Below are 21,300 nucleotides of genomic sequence, written 5' to 3'. Positions count from 1 at the left end.
ACGTCTCGCCAGCTGGCCGTGACCATAATAAAAAAGAGGAACATCCGATGCGTACCCGTCCACCCGCGCCACGCGCGTTTCCATCAAGCCGTTGCTCGTGTCCCGAAGCAACGTCCAGCACCTCTCAAGCGACCCGCTAGCGACCCGCGCTAATAGCTGCACTGGCGAGCCGGCTGAATGTCGGCACCTAAAGTCCGAGAGGTCTCGAAGATGACAAAAGTCGTCGATTTGTATTTCAAGCTGCTGAAGCTGCTGATCGTCTTGTGCATGGTCGCGATGATCGTACTGGTGTTCGGTAACGTCGTGTTGCGCTATGCCTTCAACTCCGGCATCAGCGTGTCGGAAGAACTGTCGCGGTGGTTCTTCGTCTGGATGATTTTCCTGGGCGCCCTGGTGGCGCTCAAGGATCGCGCCCACCTGGGCATGAACAGCCTGGTCAAGCGCTTGCCGCCAGCGGGCCAGCGTGCTTGCCTGATCATCAGCCATCTGTTGATGCTGTACATCTGCTGGCTGATAGTCAGTGGAAGTTGGCAGCAGGCGGTCATCAACCTGGACGTGGTCGCGCCGGCTTCCGGCCTGTCGATGGCGTTGTTCTACGCCGCAGGACTGGTGTTCGGTGCCAGCGCCAGCGCCATCCTGGTGTACGAGCTGTACTTGGCGCTGTCCGGCAAACTCAGGGACGAGGAGCTGGTGATGGTCGAGCAAAGCGACACCCCGGCAATCAATCCTGACACCATCGCTGACACCATCAAGAGTACCCGCCCATGACCTTGGCCATCTTCCTGGGATCGTTGATGGGCAGCATGGCGCTGGGAATGCCGATTGCCTTTGCCTTGCTGGTGGTCAGCGTGTCGCTGATGTTTTACCTGGACCTGTTCGACGCCCAGATAATCGCGCAGAACCTGCTCAATGGTGCCGACAGCTTCCCGCTGATGGCGGTGCCGTTCTTCATGCTGGCCGGCGAAGTCATGAACGTCGGCGGGCTCTCCAAGCGCATCGTCAACATTGCCATGGCGCTGGTTGGGCACAAGCGCGGGGGCCTGGGTTACGTGGCGATTATTGCCTCCTGCCTGTTGGCGTCGCTGTCTGGCTCGGCCGTCGCCGATGCGGCGGCGCTGGCGGCGTTGCTGGTGCCGATGATGGTGCTGGCCGGGCACAACCGGGGGCGCTCGGCCGGGTTGATCGCTGCTGGTAGCACTATTGCGCCGGTCATTCCGCCGAGCATTGGTTTCATCGTCTTTGGCGTGGCGTCCGGCGTGTCGATCTCCAAGTTGTTCCTGGCCGGGATCGTGCCAGGGCTGATGCTTGGCGCCGGGCTGGCCGTCGCCTGGTGGTTCATCTCCCGTCGCGAAATCGTCGAGACGCCACCCAAGCGCTCCCGTGCCGAAGTGCTGCGCACATTGCTCGATGGCAGCTGGGCGATGGGCCTGCCGCTGATCATCATCCTCGGTCTGAAATTCGGCATTTTCACGCCCACGGAAGCGGCGGTGGTCGCGGCGGTGTACTCGTTGTTCGTGTCGTTGGTGATCTACCGGGAAATGAAGATCAGCCAGCTGTACGAAGTGATCCTGTCCTCGGCCAGGACCACCTCGGTGGTGATGCTGTTGGTGGCGGCGGCCATGGTTTCATCGTGGCTGGTGACCATCGCCGACTTGCCCGGTCAACTGGCGGAACTGCTGGCGCCGTTCATGGACAACCAGACCCTTCTGCTACTGGTGATGATGGCGTTGATCATCTTGGTCGGCACGGTGATGGACATGACCCCGACCATTCTCATCCTCACGCCGGTGCTGATGCCGGCCGTGATCCAGGCGGGCATCGATCCGGTGTACTTCGGCGTGCTGTTTCTGATCAACACGGCGATTGGCCTGATCACACCGCCAGTGGGCACGGTGCTGAACGTGGTGTGCGGCGTGGCGAAGCTCGACTTTGAAGAGATCGTGCGCGGCGTATGGCCGTTCATGCTGGCGCAGTTTGCCGTGCTGTTTTTGCTGGTGCTGTTCCCCCAGCTGGTCCTGGGACCGCTGAAATTCTTCACTGGTTGACGCCAGTGACAACCCTGACCGCTCTACGCTAACAACAATAATGATCGGAGACTCAAATGCAAAAACTGATGAAAACCTTGCTGGCCGGGGCGTGCGCGACGGGCTTGCTATTGGGCAGTGTCGCCGCCCACGCGGACGAGATCCGCGAGCGCACCTTGCGTTTCGCCTTCCAGAACGTCAAGGAGCACCCGCAAGGGCAGGGCGCGCAAAAGTTCGCCGACCTGCTCAGCGACAAGAGCGGCGGCAAGATCAAGGTTCGTCTGTTTCCTGGCGGAACCCTGGGCGGCGACGTGCAGACCGTCTCGGCGCTGCAAGGCGGCACGCTGGATATCACCGTGCTCAACTCCGGCATCCTGGCCGCCCAGGCCGCGGATTTCGCCATGCTCGACTTCCCGTTCCTGTTCAATAACGCCGAGGAAGCCCATGCAGTGATTGACGGGCCAGTCGGCCAGAAACTCGCGGCGCAACTGGACAGCAAGGGCCTGGTCGGCCTGGGCTATTGGGACCTGGGTTTCCGCAACCTGACCAATAGCAAGCATCCAGTGGCGAAACTGGAGGACATGCAAGGCCTGAAGATCCGGGTCATCCAATCGCCGATCTACCTGGAGACCTTCACGGCCCTGGGCGCGAACCCGGTGCCGATGGCATTCCCCGAGGTCTACACCGGCCTGGAACAACACACCATCGACGGGCAGGAAAACCCGTTTACGGTGATCGAAGGCAACAAGTTCTACGAGGTACAGAAATACCTTTCGGTGACCGGCCACATCTTCAATCCGCAGTCGCTGATCATCAGCCAGAAAACCTGGAATCGCCTGAACGATGATGAAAAGGCTCTGGTTCGCGCGGCGGCAGCCGAGGCGCAGACCTTCCAGCGCGAGGTCACGGCAGCGAGCATGGACAAGGCGAAAGCGACGCTGGCGGGCGCAATGACCGTCAACGAAATCACTCCGGCCGAGAAAGATCGCTTCCGCGAGCGCGTGCAACCGGTGATCGACAAATTCGCCAAGTCCCTGGACGGTGACCTGGTGAAGATGATGTATGCCGAAATCGCCAAGGTGCGTGCTGGGCAGTGAGGATGATGTCCTGATTGGATCAGACCGGTGGAGGCGGCCAAGCGCGCTTCCACCGGTTTTTTATGCCTTCAACGGATCATTGTGCACCGGGAACCGCCAGCCACTGCCCAATCACTTTCTGATAACTGCCGTTGGCCTTGCTCAGGTGCAGCCATTGGTCGACATACATTTTCCAGCTGTTGTCGTCACGAGGCAGCAGGTAGGCCTTCTCGCCGTATTGCAGGTATTGGCTCGGGTTGACCGCGCAGAGGCCCGGCTTGAGCTTCTGTTGGTAGAGCGCTTCCGAGGCATCGGTGATCATCACGTCGGCGCGTTTGTCCAGCAGCTCCTGGAAGATCGTCACGTTGTCATGAAAAGCGAGTTGGCCCTTGGGCAGGAACGCTCGCACGAACGCTTCGTTGGTGCCGCCGGCCGGTTCGACGAGACGCACCGAAGGCTGGTTCATCTGCTCGATGGTCTGGTAGCGCGACTGGTCCTCGCAACGCACCAGCGGGATCTTGCCGTCGACGTCCAGGGTGCTGCTGAAATAAGCCTTCTTCTGCCGCTCCAGGGTCACCGAAATCCCGCCCATGCCGATGTCGCATTTGCCGGCGATCATATCCGGCATCAAGGTTTTCCAAGAGGTCTGCACCCATTGCACCTTGACGCCCAGGCTCGCCGCCAGGGAGCGGGCCATGTCGATATCGATGCCTTCGTAATCGCCCGATTCAGCCTTGTAGGTGTAGGGCTTGTAGTCGCCCGTTGTGCACACCCGCAGTTCACCTTTTTGCAGCACCTGGTCCAGGTGCGAAGGGGTTGGCTCGGCCAAGGCGCTGGCGCAGAGCGCGAGCAGGCCGCAGAACGTCATCGTGCTTGTTATGGTTTTCATATTGATAGGACGTCTCGCAAGGGGAGGGACTAGGCCGTCGAGTGTAGTAAAAGTGTCGGCGGGCTGTCACTGAAGGGCGAAGCCGAGCCGTCATTCCTCTGGGGCGGTGGGTGGCTTAGCGGGAAATGAGCCCATGGTCGATTGCGTATTTCACCAAGGCGGCGGGTTTATCGATGTTGAGCTTGCGGCGGATGCTCAGGCGATGGGTTTCGACGGTGCGGACGCTGATGTCCAGTTCCCGGGCCATTTCCTTGTTGTTTAGCCCTTGGGCCATTTTCGCCAGGACCTGGCTTTCGCGCGGTGTCAGTTCGCTGTCGGTGTTCGGGTCGGTGGCGAGGCGCTGGGCGATCTCGGCGCTGTAGAAAGTGCCGCCGCTGATGATGGCTTCTATGGCGGCGACGATTTCCTTGGACGGTGAATTCTTCAGGACATAGCCGCTAGCACCGGCGCGCACCGATTCGCTGATGTATTCATGATTGTCGTACATGCTCAAGATCAGGATCTTGAGGCTGGGGTACTGCTTGCCCAGCAGCCGGGTAAGCTCCAGGCCGTTCATGTCCTTGAGACCGATGTCCATCAGCAGCAGGTCCGGCTGGCAGCGCTCCACCATTTCGATCGCCTGCACGCCATTCTCCGCTTCGCCGACCACGTCTAGTTGGGGCATGACGGACAGCAGCGCACGGATGCCGTCGCGGACCAGGGAATGATCGTCGACCAACGCGACGCGTATAACCGCAGGCAGGTTCATGGGCAGGTGCTCTTGTTGAAATGAATGCGCATCAGCTTTCCGTGGCGGGCATGGTCATGGGCAGCAAGATATCTAGCTCGCTTCGTCCCGGTACCGATGTCAGTTCCAGCCGTCCGCCGAAATGCTCGACCCGTTCGCGGATATTACGCAGGCCGATCCCCGTATGGCCACGTTCGACCTGCGGGACGTTGAAGCCCATCCCATCGTCGACCACGGTCAGGCGCAAGGATTGGCCCGAGCCGAACAGGGTGATGGCGACACGTTTCGCCCCGGCGTGTCGCTCGATGTTGGTCAGCGCTTCCTGGGCGATGCGGAACAGCGAGACGGGGGCGCCGTTTTCCAGGCGACAATCGAATTCGTTGCTCCGGTAGGCGACCTCCAGGCCGCTGCGCTGCTCGAATTCTGCCGCGAGCTGGCCGATGGCGGCGGGCAGGCCCAAGGTGTCGAGCAATGAAGAGCGCAAGTCGTGGGAGATGCTGCGGATTTCACCGATGGCTTCACCCAGGCGATCCGTGGCGTTTTTCAGGATACCCAGGCCGTTTTCCTGGCCATTTTCGAGTACATGGCTGGCCAGTTCGAACTGGAATTTGATCGACACCAATAATTGGCTGATACCGTCGTGAAGCTCGCGAGACACCCGCGAGCGTTCTTCTTCCTGCAAGCTGACGATGCGCTGGTTCAGGCGCTGGAGTTTCTTGTCGGCCAGGCGGTGTTCGCTGACATTGAGGGTGATGCCGCCGGCGAACACCAACAACACCGCCACCAGTGCGATGGCGGCGATGGCCTGCATGGTGGTGTGGATGCCTTGGGCCACTTCGTCGCGTGCCTGCTGGGTGGCGCGTTCGACGTCCTCCAGGTAGATCCCGGTGCCGAGCATCCAGCCCCAGCGATCCAACATCACGACGTAGGCGAGCTTGTCGGTCACTTGGCCGGAGGAGGGCTTGTTCCAGGCATAACGCTGGAAGCCCTCGCCTGATTCGGCGCTCTTGAGCAACGCCTGGATCACGGGCAGGCCTTGAGGGTCCTTCATGTCCCAGAGGTATTGCCCCACCAGCTCCGATTGGCGGGCGTGCATCAGGTTGCGACCCTGGCGGTCGTAGACGAAGAAATAACCGTTGATGCCAAAGCTGAGCTTGCGCAGTTCTTCCAGCACCTGCTGCTGCGCCCGCGCGTCGCCCTTGCCATCGTCGTACAGCGGGGCGATCAGGCTCTGGGCCATTTCTACGTAGTTCTTCAACTCGGCGCGTTTGCTGGCCAGGATACTGTCTTCGATCAGTTGCGCCTGTTGATCGCCCAGCTGGCGGTTGAGCGAGATGACCAAGGCACCAATAACGGCAATCGCCAGGACCAGCGGCAAAATCCCGAGGGCGACGATCTTGTGTTTGAGCAGCATCTTTACTCCTGTCCGGACTCGGCGGGGAGGCGAATGGCGGCATCATATGCCAAACCCATGGGGCAGGCATAAAACCTATGGCAGCGGGCATCTACGTAGTACTACGTAGGTACCCCGTACGTAGTACTGCGGATTTATTTATTGACGGCTTGCAGGGATATTGGGTCGGCTCCGAATAGCCGGGGCACACTATAAAAACAATCGCCGCAATCCATTGGATATCGGCAGGAGACACGCAATGACAACCCGTCTGGTTAAACACCTCGCCTGGTTTGCCGTGGCTGTTCTGGGAGCTTGTGCGCTGAGTGTCGTGGCCTTGCGCCGCGGAGAGCCGATCAACGCCCTCTGGATCGTCGTCGCGGCCGTGGCCATTTACCTGGTCGCCTACCGCTACTACAGCCTCTTCATCGCCAACAACGTGATGCAACTCGATGCGCGCCGGGCCACGCCCGCCGTGCTCAACAACGATGGCCTGGACTATGTCCCGACCAACAAACACATCCTCTTCGGCCATCACTTCGCGGCCATTGCCGGCGCGGGGCCGTTGGTCGGGCCGGTGCTGGCGGCGCAGATGGGCTACCTGCCCGGCACGCTCTGGCTGATCGCCGGCGTGGTGCTGGCCGGTGCGGTGCAGGACTTCATGGTCCTGTTCCTGTCGACCCGCCGCAACGGTCGCTCCCTGGGCGACATGGTGCGCGAGGAAATGGGCCGCATCCCCGGCACCATCGCGCTGTTCGGCTGCTTCCTGATCATGATCATCATCCTCGCGGTGCTGGCGCTGATCGTGGTCAAGGCCCTGGCCGAGAGCCCATGGGGCATCTTCACGGTGATGGCGACCATCCCGATCGCGATGTTCATGGGCATCTACATGCGCTACATCCGCCCGGGCCGCATTGGTGAAATCTCGCTCATCGGCGTGCTGTTGCTGCTGGGTTCGATCTGGCTGGGCGGGCAGATTGCCGCCGATCCGGTCTGGGCCAAGGCCTTCACCTTTACCGGGATCCAGATCACCTGGATGCTGATCGGCTACGGTTTTGTCGCCGCGGTGCTGCCGGTGTGGCTGATCCTGGCGCCACGGGACTACCTGTCGACCTTCCTCAAGATCGGCACGATCATCGCCCTGGCGATCGGCATCCTGGTCACCATGCCCGAGCTGAAAATGCCGGCGCTGACCCAGTTCACCGACGGCACGGGACCGGTGTGGAAGGGCGGTCTGTTCCCGTTCCTGTTCATCACCATCGCCTGCGGCGCGGTCTCGGGCTTCCATGCGCTGATCTCCTCGGGCACCACGCCCAAGCTGCTGGATAACGAAACCAACGCGCGCTACATCGGCTACGGCGGCATGCTGATGGAGTCCTTCGTGGCGATCATGGCGATGGTCGCCGCCTCGGTGATCGAGCCGGGCGTGTACTTCGCCATGAACAGTCCGGCGGCGATCGTCGGCGGTGACGTGGTGACCGTGGCGCAAACCATCAGCGGCTGGGGTTTTGCAATCACCCCCGAGGCGTTGCAAGCGGTGGCCAAGGACATCGGCGAGACCACCATCCTGGCTCGCGCCGGCGGTGCGCCGACCCTGGCGGTGGGTATCGCGCAGATCTTGCACTCGGTGTTGCCGGGTGAGAACACCATGGCGTTCTGGTACCACTTCGCGATCCTGTTCGAAGCGCTGTTCATTCTGACGGCAGTGGACGCCGGCACCCGTGCCGGACGGTTCATGCTGCAGGATCTGCTCGGCTCGTTCGTGCCGGCCCTCAAGCGCACCGAATCGTGGACCGCCAACCTGATCGCCACCGCCGGCTGCGTCGCGCTGTGGGGTTACTTGCTGTACCAGGGCGTGATCGATCCGCTGGGCGGCATCAACACCTTGTGGCCGCTGTTCGGCATCTCCAACCAGATGCTGGCCGGTATCGCGCTGATGCTCGCCACCGTGGTGCTGATCAAGATGAAGCGCCAGCGCTACGTCTGGGTCACGCTGTTGCCGGCGAGCTGGCTGTTGATCTGCACCACCACCGCAGGCCTGATCAAGCTGTTCGACGCCAACCCGGCGATCGGCTTCCTGGCCCTGGCGCGCAAATACAACGATGCCCTGGCCGCCGGCCAGATCCTGGCCCCGGCCAAGAGCATCGAGCAGATGCAGCACGTGGTGTTCAACGCCTACACCAACGCAACGCTGACGGTGTTGTTCCTGTTCGTGGTCTTCAGCATCCTGTTCTACGCGCTCAAGGTCGGCATCGCCGCCTGGGGCACGAAAGAACGCACGGACAAAGAAGCGCCATTCCAGGCCCTGCCGGACGCTTGATCGAGGATTGCAACGATGTTCAATGACTTGAGTCGCCTCGGTAAATACCTCGGTCAGGCCGCGCGCCTGATGGTCGGCATGCCCGACTACGACAACTACGTCGAGCACATGCAAACCAAGCACCCGGATAAACCGCTGATGGACTACGAGGCGTTCTTCCGCGAACGCCAGGAGGCCCGTTACGGTGGCAAGGGTGGGCCCAAGTGTTGTTGAGTTGAGGTAAATCCTGTGGGAGCTAGCAAGCTCCCACAGTTGTTTCTGGGGTTCTCAAGGTTTGCATACGCCACAAATCCCCTGTGGCGAGGGAGCTTGCTCCCGCTGGCGTGCGAAGCAGGCCCCAGCGTTTCTTCAGGCCGACCGCATCGGCCGGTTTTGCGACTGCTGCGCAGCCGAGCGGGAGCAAGCTCCCTCGCCACGGGGCAGTTGTCTGGCTTGATTGCTTTATGAATCAGTCCGCCAACAACACCGCCGCATCGAAGCCCACCCGCAAGTTACCCCAGTGGCGGCCGCCGAAGAAGAAGGGTACGTCGATCTCGGTCATGATTTCCCCAGTGTCGCGCAGGTAGGTCTGGAGCAGGAAGCGCTGGACGTTGCCCGCCGCGCGCAGGCCGATCGGGTCGTTGAAGATCCGCTTGTTGCGGCACACCGGCAAGTCCACCGTGCGGTCGCCGGTCGGGGGCTTGGAAACCCAGCTGTTGTTGACCGGGCAATAGCCCTTCGTATCGACAATGAACGAGACCTTGCCGCCCGGCGTGCTGCGGGTGAGCTTGTCGCATTCCTCTTGGCAGGCCCGGGCAAAGCGCTCGGTGTAGCTGGTCAGGTATTGCTTGGGATCGGTGCCCGGAACCAGTTTGTAACTCTGATCGAACAGGTTGAGGCCCTCGTCTTGCAACGCCTGCAGACGCACCTGAAGCGTGTCGCGGCATTGGCTGGCGCGGGTGATGGCGGCGTCCAGCTTGCCATGGCCGAGCACGAAGCGACCCAACAAGGTCTGGACCTTTTCAGCAACGCCGGACAGGTCGCGAGTAGCCGTCGCCGATTGCTGCATACGCTGGTCGATGGACTGGCTATCGGCGTGGATTTGGGTGACCCGTTCGTTGATGCCGGTGTTGGTGTCGGCAAACTGCTGGATGTGGTCGGCGATGTCGGCGAGCTTGCCGTTGGTGGATTCGAAGTCGACGATCATGCTTTCGAAATGACCAGACGCGCGCTCCACGACTTTCTGGGTTTCCCGGGCGCTGTGGCTGATCTGGGTGGTCTGCTGGTGGGTCGAGCTGACTTCCTGGAGCATCGCGTCGATGTTGCGCGAAATGTCGTCGGTGGCGCGGCTGACGTTCTGCGCCAAGGTGCGCACTTCATCGGCCACCACGGCGAAACCACGGCCGCTTTCCCCGGCTCGCGCCGCTTCAATGGCGGCGTTGAGGGCCAACAGGTTGGTCTGGGCGGAGATCTGCTGGATCAGGCCGACAATCGACTTGATGCTCGAGGAGCGCTGGTTCAAGGCGTCCACCAGCGTAGCGAATTCGCCGAGGCTGGTGGAAATCTCGCTGATGTTGCCGGTCACTTCCAGCAGCTCGGCGTAGGAATCACGGGCCATGCTCAGGTTCTGCGCGGTGGTCCCTGAAATACCCTGGGTCTGGCGCGAGACCTCTTCGATACGGCCCACGGCGGTGTTGCTCTGGTCCATCACTTCCTTGGCGAAGCGTGCCTGGTGGGTAGCGCTGTCGCTGGAGTCGCTGATGTTCTTAAGCGAGCGGGCCGACTCGACGGCGATGTGCACAGTCAATGCCTGGACGTTACTGATGATCTCGCGCTGCTTGGCCAGGAAGCGGTTGCAAGTCGCGGCCAGGGTGCGGATCTCGTCGTGGGTCACCAGCGGCAGGTCCTTGGACAAATCGCCCTCGCCATTGGCGATCTCTTCCAGGGCCTTGGTCATGGTGATAACCGGACGAACGATGAGGTGGCGGAAGTACCAGACCATGAAACTGATCATGCCCAGCGTCAGGAACGCGCCGAAGAGCAGGGCATGGGTGAGGCTGTCGAGCCGATCTTCGATTTGTCCCAGCAAAGCGCCATCCAGTTGAGCGGTGCGCAACTGCAGGACAATGTCGGCGCGTGCACTGAGGGCCACCCAATACAGCAGACCACTGACCAGCACCAGCAGGAAAAGGCTTGAAAGCTTTTTCGTGAGGGTATCGAAAAACTGCATTTCGATAGACTCGTACAAGGCCTTTAACGTCTGCATCACTGCTCCAGGGAAAAAAAAGATTCGATGGCATACATTCGACCGATAGCGCCAAAGCTTTAGTACATTTGGGCTATTTGATATCACTTCGGTAATTCTGCTGTTCATGGGCTTTGCAGGCGATGGGACAGGGATGTCAATACCAGTAGCAGTGGATTAGACGAAAGTCGTACTAGCGCCTTGCCCAGCGACTGCTACGGTTTGAAAGGGAAAACAATAAAAACAAAACGGGAGGCCCCTCCATGTCCACTGAAAAGCAACAGGCTGCGCGTGCCTACTGGACGGAAAACCTACGCTGGATGCTGGTGCTGCTAGCCATCTGGTTCTTGGTGTCGTTCGGCTTCGGCATTTTGCTGGTTGATGTACTCAATACCATCAGCTTCTTTGGTACGCCCTTGGGGTTCTGGTTTGCCCAGCAAGGGTCCATTTATGTCTTTGTGGTCGAGATTTTCTTCTATGTCTGGAAGATGAATCAGCTCGATCGCAAATATGACGTTCACGAAGACTGAGGCCGATGAGCATGGATACCCAAACCCTGATCTACCTGTTCGTCGGCGCCTCATTTGCCCTCTACATTGGCATTGCAATCTGGACGCGGGCCGGCTCCACCAGTGAATACTACATTGCCAGTAAAGGCGTACATCCCGTACTCAACGGCATGGCCACGGGCGCCGACTGGATGTCGGCCGCCTCGTTCATTTCCATGGCGGGGATCATCGCTTTTGCCGGCTATGACGGTTCGGTCTACCTGATGGGATGGACGGGCGGCTACGTGCTGCTTGCGATGTGCCTGGCGCCGTACCTGCGCAAATTCGGCAAGTTCACCGTGCCCGAGTTCGTCGGTGCGCGTTATTACTCGCAGACGGCGCGGGTGGTGGCGGTGATCTGCGTGATTTTCATTTCCTTTACTTACGTGGCGGGGCAGATGCGCGGTGTGGGCATTGTCTTTTCCCGTTACCTGGAAGTGGATATCAACACCGGCGTGATGATCGGCATGGCCATCGTGTTCTTTTATTCGGTGTTGGGCGGCATGAAAGGCATCACCTATACCCAGGTGGCGCAGTATTGCGTGATGATCTTTGCCTACATGGTGCCGGCCATTTATATCTCGATAATGATCACCGGTAATCCGATACCGCAGTTGGGCTTCATCAGCGAAGTGACCGGCTCGGGGCAGAGCGTGATCGAACGGCTGAATGGCCTGGGCGCCGAGTTGGGATTCACCGCCTATACCGACGGCACCAAATCGACCACCGACGTGTTTTTCATCACCATGGCGCTGATGGTCGGGACTGCGGGCTTGCCCCATGTGATCGTGCGTTTCTTTACCACGCCCACCGTACGGGATGCGCGCAAGTCGGCGGGCTACGCATTGCTGTTCATTGCCATTCTCTACACCACCGCACCGGCCGTCGCGGCCTTTGCTCGCACCAATCTGCTGACGTCCATCCCCAATATCAGTTACTCCACCGCGCCGAGCTGGTTCAAGGCCTGGGAAAATTCCGGACTGATTGCGTGGGCGGACAAGAACAACGACGGCATCATCCAATACGGCCCGGGGGCGGCTTTGGTTGGCGCGCCGAGTTTTACCGGCGAGCGCGGCGCACATGAGCAGCGATTGCTCAAGAACCAGGTCTCGCCGGTGGCCAACGAACTGTATGTCGACAACGACATCATGGTCTTGGCCAACCCTGAGATTGCCGGTCTGCCGGGGTGGGTGATCGCATTGATCGCCGCCGGTGGCCTGGCGGCGGCGCTTTCGACGGCAGCGGGGCTGTTGCTGGTGATCTCCACCTCGATTTCCCATGACCTGCTCAAAAGCAACATCATGCCCAGGATCAACGAAAAGCAAGAGTTGCTCGCGGCACGTATTGCCGCCGGCGTGGCGGTGTTGATTGCCGGATTATTCGGCATCTATCCCCCGGCATTCGTTGCACAGGTGGTTGCGTTCGCCTTCGGGTTGGCGGCGTCTTCCTTCTTCCCGGTCATTGTCATGGGGATCTTCTCCAAACGTATGAACCGCGAAGGCGCCATCGCCGGGATGATCGTCGGGCTGACCTTCACATTTACCTACATCGTCTACTTCAAGTTCATCAACCCGACGATGAACACCGCTGAGCATTGGTGGCTGGGTGTTTCCCCTGAAGGCATCGGCACCTTGGGGATGCTCCTCAACTTCCTGGCTGCGGTGGTGGTGTCACGCTTCACCGCGCCGCCACCGGAGCACATCCAGCACCTGGTCGAGGACATCCGCGTACCGAGAGGGGCCGGTGCCGCCATCGACCACTGACCGGTCGCAAGCCCGCCACTGAATGGGGGAACAACAAACAAGGGCGCCGGAGTGATCCGGCGCCCTTGTTTGTATGGGGTGACCTTGAGGCGAAAGTGTTTACTGGGAATAATTCTCAAAGTATATTCACTCTCATTCACATTCCCTCCCTCCAGAGTGCAGCGTCTTGAATCGTTCCACCCCTCTCGTTTACCGCAATGCCCTCGTCAAATGTGTTTTACCCGCGCTGTCCTGCTGTTTCATGGCCAGCCCCTTGAGGGCGCAGGACGCTCTCGAACTGCCCACCACGGATGTGCAAGGCAGTCGGATCATTCAGGACGAAGGCTACACGGCATCGCAAGCCAGCACGGCGAGCAAGAGCGATGTACCGATCAAGGAGGAGGCGCAGTCAATCAACGTGGTGACCCAGCAAACGCTGGCCGATTACCAGGTACGCTCGCTGGATGAGGCAATGAAGTTCGTCAGCGGCGTCAGCCAGGGCAACACCCTGGGCAACTCCCGGGACTCGCTGGTCAAGCGCGGGTTCGGCACCAATGACGACGGCTCGATTTTGCGCGACGGTGTGCGCTCGAACCTGGGCCACAACTTCAGCGCCACCACCGAGCGGGTCGAAGTGCTCAAGGGCCCGGCGTCGATGCTCTACGGCGCGCTGGAGCCCGGCGGGTTGATCAACGTCATCAGCAAGAAGCCCGAATACGTTCAGAGCACAACATTGAGCGGTTCCGCCTACAGCGAAGGCGGCGGCACCATGGCCCTGGACACCACCGGGCCGCTGGGCGACACCGGCTTGGCCTATCGCCTGGTCGCCGAGCGCGGCCATGAGGATTACTGGCGCAACTACGGGGTCAACGAAAGCACCCTGGTGGCACCGTCTTTGGCCTGGACCGGCGAGCGAGCTTCGTTGAATTTGAGTTATGAGTACAACGAATATTCCAATCCGTTTGACCGCGGGACGATATTCACCGATGGGCATCCGGCCGACATCGACTATGACAAGCGCATGGATGAACCTTGGGCCAAAAGTGTGGGGATTCGTGAGACGGCTACCGCGCGGTTCGAATATGAGCTGAGCGATGCCTGGAAAACCCGCGTGACTTATGGCTGGAACAATGACCGATACAGTCTTTCGCTTGCGCAGCCGCGTATGTCCGGCAATGTCCTTCAGCGTGCCGCCAATGGCGCGCATTATGACGATGAAACCCGCTACGCCAGTTGGGATTTCATTGGCAAACAGGAACTGTTCGGCCAGCGTCATGACCTGTTGATCGGCGTTGATAACCAGGTCTCCGATCAGTTTCGTGGCAAGACCTTTCGTGGAGCTTTCCAAGCAGGCTTTGACCCCGCGGCACCGGTGTACGGTGGATTGGGAGAGCCGAGCAGAGTCAATGCTGTGCAAAGCAACTTGAGCAACAAACTGACCTCCAGTTCGGTGTATCTGAAGGACAACTGGCACTTGGATGATCGTTGGATTCTAGTGCTTGGGGGGCGCTATCAGCATTACGATCAGTTCAGCAAACAGGGGTCGATTAAGCCTGTAACAGTTCGCGACGACAACGGCGATGCGTTTGTGCCGTTCCTGGGCCTCGTTTATAAAGCTACCGAGGAGCTATCGTTCTATGGCAACTACAGCCGCTCGTTCAAGCCGAACGATACCGTCGATAAAAACCTTGCAACCTTCAAACCGGAAGAAGGTCGCAGCTACGAGATCGGCGCAAAATACGATCCGCTGCCGGGCTTGAACATCAATCTTGCCTTGTTCGATATCGTCAAAAAGAACGTCGTGACCACCGTTGACGATGTCTCCGAGGCCGCCGGCAAAGTCGGCTCCCAGGGCCTGGAACTCGACATCACCGGTCGCCTCGCCGACCGTTGGGACCTGATCGGCACCTACGCCTATACCCACACCGAGATTCTGGATGACCCAAGGAACGAAGGTCACCGCCTGCCCGACGCCCCCAAACACACCGCCAGCCTGTACCTGTCCCATCACCTGAACGTGCCCGCCGAATTTGGCGCCTGGCATGCCGGTGCCGGCGCGCGTTACGTCGGCGAGCGGGCCGCCAATGCCGCCAACGATTTCTGGCTCAGCAGCTACACCGTTGCCGACGCCTTCCTGCGCTGGGAATCGCCGGTGTTCGGGCACAAGACCTCGTTGCAGCTGAACGTCGACAACCTGTTCGACAAGCAGTACTACCCGTCGTCCACCGGCAGCCAGTTGATGGTCAACGTCGGCGAGCCGCGTACCGCCAGGTTGAGCGCCAGCGTGACGTTTTAATCGTGACGTTCTGATCAGAAGGTACCAACGAAAATGCCCGGACTTCAAAGGCCGGGCATTTTTTTCGCGGGTCACTTTCTTTAGTTCGCTGTCACGAGCAGCGCCGGTTTATCCCACCGAAATGCCAGCACCGCCTGCGGGTTAAACAGCTCCAGGGATTTCTTCTTCTCGCCACAGATAAAACTTGCCTACAGTGAATGGGTATAAATTTCCCCTTTTCAGGGCATTTAATGTTGCCGTCCCGTCTCGTTGCACCGATTCGACCCGTTTGTCGCCAAGTCGCGGCAATTCGAAAAAAAGGTCTCAGGCCTCAAACGCGCTTGCGTCGCGAAATTGAAAATAAATTTCGCTTTTTCATCGTCCTGCGACGTTTTTTCCAGCATTGTTTCAATCCATGGGACTTAGGCACAGCCTTTGCTTCGGCTCCGGTAGAACGAACCAACGAGGTCTTCGAGACGTAAATACAAGGGGGCGCACGTCATCCAGACGCAAAGGCCTGAATCAGAGACCCATGCCTAACGAGGTGTTCAGAGAAACAGGGCTCATAAAAACAAGGCAAGGCCAGACTTGGTGGAATGACGACGTAATAAGAAATGCCGTGTACGACACGGCTGGGAGTTGGCTATGCCCCACGCTTTTTTCAACGAAATGTATGACGCAAAGGGTGATTGCCGCCCGCATTACCAAGCTTTCTCGCGCTGGCTGGCGGACACGCCGCTGGAGCTGTTGGAGCAACGCCGGCGCGAAGCCGACCTGCTGTTCCATCGGGCGGGCATTACGTTCACGCTCTATGGCGACGAGCAGGGCACCGAGCGCCTGATCCCGTTCGACATCATTCCCCGCAGCATCAAGGCCAGCGAATGGCAGATGGTCGAGCGCGGCTGCATCCAGCGTGTCCAGGCCCTGAACATGTTCCTGGCCGATATCTACCACGGGCAACGCATTCTCAAGGAAGGCATCATTCCGGCCGAGCAAGTGTTGGCCAACGAGGGTTACCAGATCGCGATGCAAGGCCTGGACCTGCACCGTGGCATCTACGCCCATATCGCCGGCGTCGACCTGGTTCGCGATGGCGATGGCAGCTATTACGTGCTGGAGGACAACTTGCGTACGCCCAGTGGCGTGAGCTACATGCTCGAGGATCGCAAGATGATGATGCGCTTGTTCCCCGAGTTGTTCGCAGCCCAGCGCGTGGCGCCCATCGACCATTATCCGAATTTGCTGCTCGATACCCTCAAAAGCTCAAGCCCCTTGGAAAATCCGACCGCCGTGGTGCTCACCCCGGGGCGTTTCAACAGTGCCTATTTCGAACATGCCTTCCTGGCCCGGGAGATGGGCGTCGAATTGGTGGAAGGTGCGGACCTGTTCGTGCGCGATGACCACGTCTACATGCGCACCACCGCCGGTCCCCGGCAGGTCGATGTGATCTACCGTCGCCTCGACGATGCCTATCTCGATCCGCTGTCGTTCAATCCTGACTCCATGCTGGGTGTGCCCGGGCTGGTCGCAGTCTATCGCTCCGGCAACGTGGTATTGGCGAACGCGGTCGGCACTGGCGTGGCGGATGACAAGTCGATCTATCCCTATGTCGACGAGATGATCCGTTTCTACCTCACCGAAGAACCGATCCTGAAGAATGTGCCCACCTGGCAGTGCCGCAAACCGCAGGATCTGTCCCATGTGTTGGCCAACCTGCCCGATCTGGTGGTCAAGGAAACCCAGGGCTCCGGGGGCTACGGCATGCTCGTGGGGCCTGCCGCCACCGCAGCGGAAATCGAAGATTTCCGCGCCCGCCTCAAGGCCAGGCCCGAAGCCTACATCGCCCAACCGACCTTGAGCCTGTCGACGTGCCCGACCTTTGTCGAAAGCGGCATCGCCCCGCGCCACATCGATTTGCGTCCGTTCGTGCTATCGGGCAAGGAAACCCGCCTGGTACCCGGCGGCCTGACCCGTGTGGCCCTTCGCGAGGGCTCGCTGGTGGTGAATTCGTCCCAGGGCGGCGGCACCAAAGACACTTGGGTAGTGGAGGATTAAGACATGCTTTCAAGAACCGCTTCTGACCTCTATTGGATGTCCCGCTACCTGGAGCGCGCCGAGAACCTGGCGCGCATGCTCGAAGTCAGTTATTCACTGTCGCTGATGCCCCAGGCCGGGCGCAGCGACGGGCACGCCGAGCTGGCGATGTCGCTTTTGGCGGCCGGTACCCTGGACGACTACAACGCCCGTTATGACGCGCTCAACAGCGAGCGCATGCTGCATTTTTTTGCGCTGGACGAAACCAACCCCGGCAGTATCTATAGCTGCCTGCGTGCCGCGCGAACCAATGCCCATGCCGTGCGCGGGCGTATCACCGCCGACATGTGGGAGAACATCAACGCCACCTGGCTGGAGATGCGCAACATCGCCAGCAACGGCCTGGGCCGCTACGGCATCAGCCATTTCTGCGAATGGGTCAAGGAGCGTTCGCACCTGTTCCGTGGCGCGACGTCGGGCACGATCATGCGCAACGACGCCTATTGCTTCATTCGCCTTGGCACCTTCATCGAGCGGGCCGACAACACCTTGCGCCTGCTGGACGCGCGCTACGAAATGTTCGGCGAGGAGTCGGAGGAGGTCAGCGACAATTCGGCCCGTGGCTACTATCAATGGAGTGCCTTGTTGCGCGCGCTGTCTTCGTTCGAAGCGTTCAACGAGATCTATCGCAACGCGCCGAATGCCGAGCAGGTGTCCGAGATGTTGCTGCTGCGAGCCGACGTCCCGCGCTCGCTGCACGCCTGCATCGAAGAACTGGACCATATCCTCTCCAGCCTGCCGGGCAACAATGGCCGTCCGGCCCAGCGCCTGGCCGCCGAGCTGAATGCGCGGCTGCGCTATTCGGGGATCGATGAAATCCTCGCCTCGGGCCTGCATCAGTGGCTGACCGAGCTCATCGGCCAGATCCGTCATCTGGGCCAGACTGTTCACGAGTCCTATCTGGAGGTGGTATGAAACTGTCCATACGCCATGACACGACTTACAGCTACACCGATGAAGTCTGCACCAGCATCCAGTTCCTTCGCCTCACCCCCAAGGACAGCCAGCGCCAGCGGATTTTGCAATGGCACCTGGAATTGCCGCGCCTGGTGCGCAGCCAGCTCGACCCTTACGGGAATATTCTGCATGTGATGACCATGGACGAGCCCCACGGCGCCCTGGTGCTGACTGCTTACGGTGAGGTGCAAATCCACCAGGCGGTGGAAATGGAACCCGATAGCCAATCGCCGCTGCCGTTCCTGCGCACCAGCCACCTGACGCAGATTGATGACAACCTCAGCGCTTTTGCCGTTGCCCAATGCGGAGCACGGCGTGATCGTTCGGCGCTGTCCGACTTGATGAACGGCCTCGCCGAGCGCATGCCCTATAGCCCCGGTACAACCGCCGTCAGCAGCACCGCCGCCGAAGCGTTTGCCGGTGGCGCGGGCGTCTGCCAGGACCATACCCATGCATTCGTGTCCTGCGCCCGCAGCCTGGGCGTACCGGCGCGCTATGTGTCCGGCTACCTGTGCACCGAAGATGAAAACCACCTGGCCAGCCACGCCTGGGCGGAAGCCTGGCTGGGCGACGGCTGGTACAGCTTCGACGTGACCAACCGCCTGATCCGCCCCGACCGACACCTGAAACTGGCGGTCGGCCTGGACTACCTCGACGCCTGCCCGGTGCGCGGCATGCGCCGCGGCGGCGGGGCGGAGCAGATGCACGCGCGGGTGCAGGTGAGTTCGATGGTGCAGGTGCAGCATCAATAATTCAATGGTTGAAGCCTGAGGTTTCATCGCGAGCAAACCACCTCCCATGGAGCCACGTACTGCGTAGCCCCAAACCGTGGCGAGGGAGCTTGCTCCCGCTGGGCTGCGCAGCAGCCCTGAAACCAGGCGCTTCGGTCCATCAGGCAGAACACATTCAACGGCTTGGGGTCGCTTCGCAACCCAGCGGGAGCAAGCTCCCTCGCCACAAAAGCTGCGAACCTGTCATCATCGCGCTTCGCAACACGCCCTTAATCGAGGAACAGCGCATGGACGATGTACAGCAATTGGGCGAGATGCTTCGTCATTACGCCGACAGCGAAGCGCACAAGAAGCAACTACACCAGGCCCAGTCCGCGGTCTGGGCTGAGCAGATCGAGGCGTTGTACGGGCAAATCGAGCAGTGGTTGGCGCCGGTCATGGCGCCAAACCTTCTGGAATTGCGTCGTGAGGCGTATGTCGCTCATGGGCCGAGTGTTCCTGCCGAAACGTCCGGTTTCAAGACCCAGAAGCTGACGTTATCCATCACCGGCAAGCCGGTTGAGTTCGTGCCGGATGTGATGGGCGCGGGTGGGTTGATTTCCTTGTCGATCATTGGCCTGACCGCCACCCGCCACGGCAGCATTTCCCTGGTTTGCCAACCGCCATCGACACAGTGGCAATGGCGTCGGACCAACGGGTTGAAGGATCCGGATACGTTCGTTTTCGATGCGGGTTTTCTCGCCCAGCAGTTACAGAGCCTGATACCGCGCGAGCGAGGCTGAACACTTCTTCTGTCCCGCGCAGGCAAAAACCTGCTCATTGGCTATACCTGTAGTTCCTGCCCCCGTCCGGTGTGGCTTACAGGAGTGACAGCATGAAGTTTGCGTCTATGATCGGCACCGTCTGCATTGCCTCGCTCGCCTTGGCGGGTTGCTCGAGCAAGGTCACCCAGCCGGATGAATATTCCGGTTTCCTGGGTGACTACAGTCGGCTCAAGGAAGAAAAATCGCCGTCGGGAGCCGAGGTGATGCGTTGGGTCGATCCCGATATCGATCTGGCCAAGTACTCCAGCATTTATATCGAACCGACACAGCTCTACCCCAAGCCGCAACCGACGGTGAAGATTCCGTCGGCCACATTGGCCGGTATCACCAGTTACTACGACCAGGCGCTCAAGCGTGAAGCCGGCAAGTCGCTGCCGCTGGCGACCAGCCCCGGTCCGGGTGTCCTGGTGGTGCGGGCCGCGATCACCGCGGTTAGCAGCAAGACCGAGGGGCTGAAGCCTTATGAAGTGATTCCGATCGCCCTGGTGGCCGCCGCGGTCAGTACCGCCAGCGGCATTCGCGACCAGGAGACCACGCTGGGCACCGAAGCGGTGTTTCTCGACGGTGGCAATAACGCGGTGGTCGCCCAGGTGGTGCGCAAGGGCACGGGTAAACCGTTGTCGAACGAGGCCCAGGTCATGAAGCCCGATGATGTCAAAGGGGTCATCGATGGCTGGGCGGCGGATCTGCATCAGTCATATTTGCAGCTCAAGGCTAAATAGCAGGCTCCGTGACTCGTGACTTTTTGTGTGCAGGCATAGGTCGGAGCACCATTTCATGGTTAACTCCGGCCTCACCATTTTCAAACCTGTCAGAAGGAATCCGTTCATGGCTCAAGTCACCCTCAAAGGCAACCCTGTCCAAGTCAACGGCCAATTGCCACAAGCCGGTTCCAAGGCGCCAGCCTTTTCCCTGGTTGCCGGCAATCTGTCGGACGTTTCCCTGAAGGATTTCGCCGGCAAGCGCAAGGTGCTGAACATTTTCCCAAGCGTTGACACCCCAACCTGCGCCACCTCCGTGCGCAAGTTCAACGCCCAGGCCAACGATCTGGAAAACACCGTGGTGCTGTGCATCTCCGCCGACCTGCCATTCGCCCAAGCGCGTTTCTGCGGTGCCGAAGGCCTGGAAAACGTGCAGAACCTGTCGACCCTGCGCGGTGCCGAGTTCATCGAGAACTACGGCGTTGCCATCGCCGACGGCCCGCTGGCCGGCCTGACTGCTCGTGCCGTGGTCGTGCTGGACGAAAACGACACCGTGCTGCACAGCGAGCTGGTCAAGGAAATCGCTGAAGAGCCGAACTACGACGCCGCGCTTGCTGCTCTGAAATAAGTCTTCAGAAATAAAGTATTTATTACAATTGTTAACGGCCTGGCCTGTCCAGGCCGTTTTCATTTGTGTTTCAAGGCTTTAGCCGACCAAGCGAAACGTAAGCCAAAGGTAAATTGCCGGTAAAGGCGCTTTGCTAAAACCTCGCCA

At 60.0% G+C, this 21,300-nt stretch carries 18 protein-coding genes; 14 read left to right on the top strand and 4 right to left on the bottom strand.

Annotated elements, in window-relative coordinates; genetic code table 11:
* Positions 1-210 precede the first annotated feature (210 nt).
* The 3 genes from J3P82_RS14430 to J3P82_RS14420 are packed head-to-tail and all read left to right on the top strand — an operon-like array spanning position 211 to position 3,121.
* Entirely contained in the window at positions 211-768 is a 558-nt protein-coding gene (locus J3P82_RS14430) for a TRAP transporter small permease (protein WP_434557443.1), read from the top strand.
* Positions 765-2,045: a TRAP transporter large permease subunit gene (locus J3P82_RS14425; protein WP_434557442.1), complete on the top strand. Its 1,281-nt coding sequence runs from the start codon at positions 765-767 to the stop codon at positions 2,043-2,045. Before J3P82_RS14430 ends, J3P82_RS14425 begins: the two co-directional genes overlap by 4 nt.
* Positions 2,046-2,101: 56 nt before the next feature.
* A complete protein-coding gene (locus J3P82_RS14420) occupies positions 2,102-3,121 on the top strand; it encodes a TRAP transporter substrate-binding protein (protein ID WP_434557441.1) in 1,020 nt (339 codons plus the stop codon).
* A gap of 76 nt (positions 3,122-3,197) precedes the next feature.
* On the opposite strand, the gene J3P82_RS14415 is transcribed toward J3P82_RS14420, so the two are convergent.
* The 3 genes from J3P82_RS14415 to J3P82_RS14405 form a co-directional block, all read right to left on the bottom strand.
* On the bottom strand, positions 3,198-3,989 hold the full coding sequence (locus J3P82_RS14415; RefSeq protein ID WP_434557440.1) for a transporter substrate-binding domain-containing protein: 792 nt from the start codon (positions 3,987-3,989) through the stop codon (positions 3,198-3,200).
* A gap of 115 nt (positions 3,990-4,104) precedes the next feature.
* Positions 4,105-4,737 carry a response regulator gene (locus tag J3P82_RS14410; RefSeq protein WP_434557439.1) on the bottom strand — a complete coding sequence of 211 codons (633 nt, stop codon included), beginning with the start codon at positions 4,735-4,737 and terminating at the stop codon, positions 4,105-4,107.
* 31 nt (positions 4,738-4,768) lie between these two features.
* Positions 4,769-6,130: a cache domain-containing protein gene (locus J3P82_RS14405; protein ID WP_434557438.1), complete on the bottom strand. Its 1,362-nt coding sequence runs from the start codon at positions 6,128-6,130 to the stop codon at positions 4,769-4,771.
* Positions 6,131-6,368: 238 nt separating this feature from the next.
* Here J3P82_RS14405 and J3P82_RS14400 point away from each other — a divergent pair, with 238 nt between their 5' ends.
* Both J3P82_RS14400 and J3P82_RS14395 read left to right on the top strand, forming a co-directional pair.
* Complete coding sequence (locus J3P82_RS14400; protein WP_434557437.1) at positions 6,369-8,429, top strand: carbon starvation CstA family protein; 2,061 nt, start codon at positions 6,369-6,371, stop codon at positions 8,427-8,429.
* A 15-nt stretch (positions 8,430-8,444) separates the two neighbouring features.
* Positions 8,445-8,642 carry a YbdD/YjiX family protein gene (locus J3P82_RS14395; RefSeq protein ID WP_003201656.1) on the top strand — a complete coding sequence of 66 codons (198 nt, stop codon included), beginning with the start codon at positions 8,445-8,447 and terminating at the stop codon, positions 8,640-8,642.
* Between the two features lie 235 nt (positions 8,643-8,877).
* Here the strand turns inward: J3P82_RS14395 and J3P82_RS14390 are convergent, their stop codons facing one another.
* Positions 8,878-10,674 (bottom strand): methyl-accepting chemotaxis protein, encoded by a 1,797-nt coding sequence (locus J3P82_RS14390; protein ID WP_434557436.1) that lies wholly within the window; start codon positions 10,672-10,674, stop codon positions 8,878-8,880.
* 242 nt (positions 10,675-10,916) lie between these two features.
* On the opposite strand from J3P82_RS14390, the gene J3P82_RS14385 reads away from it, so the two are divergent.
* The 9 genes from J3P82_RS14385 to tpx all read left to right on the top strand — a co-directional run bounded on the left by J3P82_RS14385 (position 10,917) and on the right by tpx (position 21,153).
* On the top strand, positions 10,917-11,183 hold the full coding sequence (locus tag J3P82_RS14385) for a DUF4212 domain-containing protein (RefSeq protein WP_434557435.1): 267 nt from the start codon (positions 10,917-10,919) through the stop codon (positions 11,181-11,183).
* A gap of 11 nt (positions 11,184-11,194) precedes the next feature.
* A complete protein-coding gene (locus J3P82_RS14380) occupies positions 11,195-12,964 on the top strand; it encodes a sodium:solute symporter family protein (RefSeq protein ID WP_434557434.1) in 1,770 nt (589 codons plus the stop codon).
* A gap of 241 nt (positions 12,965-13,205) precedes the next feature.
* Positions 13,206-15,239, top strand: coding sequence for a TonB-dependent siderophore receptor (locus tag J3P82_RS14375; protein WP_434557433.1), 2,034 nt, complete (start codon positions 13,206-13,208; stop codon positions 15,237-15,239).
* Positions 15,240-15,863: 624 nt separating this feature from the next.
* A complete protein-coding gene (locus J3P82_RS14370; protein WP_434557432.1) occupies positions 15,864-17,273 on the top strand; it encodes a circularly permuted type 2 ATP-grasp protein in 1,410 nt (469 codons plus the stop codon).
* Positions 17,274-17,276: 3 nt separating this feature from the next.
* Positions 17,277-18,227, top strand: a complete 951-nt coding sequence (locus tag J3P82_RS14365; protein ID WP_434557431.1) for an alpha-E domain-containing protein — start codon at positions 17,277-17,279, stop codon at positions 18,225-18,227.
* Positions 18,224-19,021: a transglutaminase family protein gene (locus J3P82_RS14360; RefSeq protein WP_434557430.1), complete on the top strand. Its 798-nt coding sequence runs from the start codon at positions 18,224-18,226 to the stop codon at positions 19,019-19,021. Before J3P82_RS14365 ends, J3P82_RS14360 begins: the two co-directional genes overlap by 4 nt.
* 266 nt (positions 19,022-19,287) lie before the next feature.
* The gene (locus tag J3P82_RS14355; RefSeq protein WP_434557429.1) at positions 19,288-19,782 is read left to right on the top strand and encodes a hypothetical protein; all 495 of its coding nucleotides are present in this window, start codon (positions 19,288-19,290) and stop codon (positions 19,780-19,782) included.
* 92 nt (positions 19,783-19,874) lie between these two features.
* Positions 19,875-20,546, top strand: coding sequence for a DUF3313 domain-containing protein (locus tag J3P82_RS14350; RefSeq protein WP_434557428.1), 672 nt, complete (start codon positions 19,875-19,877; stop codon positions 20,544-20,546).
* Between the two features lie 106 nt (positions 20,547-20,652).
* Positions 20,653-21,153, top strand: coding sequence for a thiol peroxidase (gene tpx / locus J3P82_RS14345; RefSeq protein ID WP_434557427.1), 501 nt, complete (start codon positions 20,653-20,655; stop codon positions 21,151-21,153).
* Positions 21,154-21,300: the final 147 nt, after the last annotated feature.

The sequence above is a fragment of the Pseudomonas sp. Z4-20 genome (assembly GCF_051131955.1).
GTDB lineage: Bacteria > Pseudomonadota > Gammaproteobacteria > Pseudomonadales > Pseudomonadaceae > Aquipseudomonas > Aquipseudomonas marvdashtae.
The sequence above is the reverse complement of the archived record's forward strand: the minus strand, read 5'-3'. Positions and strand labels throughout refer to the sequence as shown.